Below are 2,444 nucleotides of genomic sequence, written 5' to 3'. Positions count from 1 at the left end.
CCTGAGCTTGGCGAGCATGCCGCTGATCGCCGACTGGCTCAGGTTCAAACGCTCCGCCGCGCGCGTGATGCGGCGCTCGTCGAGCAGCGCATCGAGCGTGACGAGCAGATTCAGGTCCAGTCTGTTGAAGCGCATCGCGCGCGTCTCCATGCAAAAGGCCGCCTCGCCGGGCGGCCTGTCGTGATTCAAAGGCTCATGCGCGACTCACACACATTCGCGCATCGCGACGCTCATCCGGTCACGCCGGGATCGTGGCTCGCCACGCAAGCCGTGGCATCGCGCGTATTGTCCGCAGGATTCGCGTCAACGGGCAACGCGGCGATTTCCGTGCGGCCCAATGCGATCACGCCCGCCGCCAGCACCAGCGCCAGCGTGAACAGCGCGAAAGTCCACATCGGATCGGGATGACTCGACGCGACGACGCCCACGATAACAGGCCCGAGTATGCCGCCTATCCGGTTCAACCCGACCGCCATACCCATGCCGGTGCCACGCAGTTCGGTCCGATAGCACATCGCCTGGTAATTGTTCATGACGGCTTGCGCGCCGAACACGAAAAATCCCGCGCCCGCCACCAGCACCATCGCGAACGGCTTGTCCAGCGCCACGGACAGCGCCGCCATGAACAGCCCCGCACCCAGATAGCCGATGACCATCGCACGGATGCGGCTTTGCAGCCGATCCGCAAGCCAGCCCATCGAAATCCCGCCGAAGACCGACGCAATCATCACCAGCGTGCCATAGCCGAACGCCGACGATACCGCGCCGCCGCCCGCCACCACCAGCGCCGGCAGCCAGCCCGTGAGACCGTGGATGCAGAACAGACTGAGCGCGCCCGCGATCCAGTGCACGAGCGTGTTGTGGCGATAATCGTGCGAGAGCAGATCGGCGACGGAGCCGGTGCGCGAAGCAGGCCGCATCGACTCGATCGTGGCGGTGCGATAGACCTCTGCATTTTCAGGCCGCGCCGCTGCAAGGAGCGCACGCACATCGTCCATGCGGCCGCGCAGCGCGAGAAATTGCGCCGATTCGGGCAGCCAGCGCCACGCCGCAAGCGCCACCAGAGCGGAGAGCACGCCCACGAAATAGAGCGATTGCCAGCCCAGTCGCGGCGTGAGCGTCAGGCCCGCAATCCCTGCGAAAATGCCGCCCGCCGAAAAACCAAACTGGAACACCCAGGTCGCGAAGGTATTGGCGTTGCGCCGCGGCGCCCATTCGTTGATGCAGGTGAGTGCAAGCGGCGTGACCATGCCAAGCGCCGTCCCCAGCACGAGGCGCGCGAGCGCGAACGCGATGGCCGAATGCACCACGGTTGCGAGCAGCGCGCTTGCGGCCGTCAGCATCCACAGCGCGCCGAGCATCACCTTGCGCCGGCCAATGCGGTCTGCAATAAGGCCTTGCAACACCGAACCAATCGACAGCCCGACGATACCGCTAGACAGCATCATGCCGATCATCGCGGGCGTGGGATGCCACGCGTGCCGCACGAGCGGAATCACATAGGCGGCGTTAAACAGATCGTAGCCGTCGAAAAACATGATGAAGCCGACGAGTACTGCAAAGCGCAGATGGAAGCCGCCGATGCGCGCGTGCGCCAGCTCCTCCCTGACATTGATCGAGGTGGCCAAGCTTGTCTCCGTGTTGTGTGTGTCCGGCACCGCCTCTTGCGGGCGGTTGACCGGTGGATGCATGACGTTGCGCGTTTTGAGGCACCACGCCATGCAGATGCTTCAACCGTGCAAGGCCGTGTCCAGTTGCGCGAGCGCATCGGCCAGCGCTGCCGCATCCGCCGCCACGCCATAGACGTAGTGGTCAGGACGCACAATCGCCGCGCGGCACTCGTTGCGCTGGAACCAGGCCGCGAGCACGCCGTCGATCTCCACCACGCGATGCTTGTCGGGCAGCACCGCGACGTGTTGCGCGTCGCCATCGGGTGCGAGTTCGACGAGCTGCGCGCCAATGCGCTTCGCCAACTGCTGCACAGCATCCGTGACAACGTCGCCGCCCAGCGTCACGACGCGCCAGTTGCCGCCCGCGACGATATCGAGCAACGCGCCATCGCCGGCCTCGTCGCCATGAAGCACGCGCGGCTGCGGAAACAGCGTGCCGTTGGCCGTGTGCGCGACGCTGTCGAGCAGTCCGGCTTCGAGCTTCGGCACGATATCCTGACGTGCGATCGTCTTGATCTGGCCGCCGGCCTCGCGCAGCAAGCGCGCATCGCGCTCGCGCGCCGCCGTCACGTCGCGCTCGCAGATCAGCTTGCCGATCTCCTTGATGCGCGTGGTAAGACGCCGCACGTGCAGGCCGCGTTCCGCCGCGTAGCTGTCGAGCAGCACGGGCTGCGCTTCGCCCTTCATCACGGCGTCCAGCTTCCAGATGAGATTGACCACGTCGCGGATGCCCTGACACATGCCCTGACCGATAAACGGCGGCTGCTGATGCGC

3 protein-coding genes are annotated in these 2,444 nt (G+C 65.7%); all 3 read right to left on the bottom strand.

Annotated features, from left to right (window positions below):
* Positions 1-135: LysR family transcriptional regulator (locus tag VG320_RS14950; RefSeq protein WP_327200879.1), on the bottom strand; the 135-nt coding region annotated here is incomplete at its 3' end.
* Positions 136-230: 95 nt separating this feature from the next.
* A complete protein-coding gene (locus VG320_RS14945; RefSeq protein ID WP_327200878.1) occupies positions 231-1,628 on the bottom strand; it encodes an MFS transporter in 1,398 nt (465 codons plus the stop codon).
* Positions 1,629-1,730: 102 nt separating this feature from the next.
* Positions 1,731-2,444, bottom strand: a 714-nt coding sequence (locus VG320_RS14940; RefSeq protein ID WP_327200877.1) for an FAD-dependent monooxygenase, incomplete at its 5' end; no start/stop codon positions are given.

This window comes from Paraburkholderia sp. (genome assembly GCF_035948235.1).
GTDB lineage: Bacteria > Pseudomonadota > Gammaproteobacteria > Burkholderiales > Burkholderiaceae > Paraburkholderia.
The sequence above is the reverse complement of the archived record's forward strand: the minus strand, read 5'-3'. Positions and strand labels throughout refer to the sequence as shown.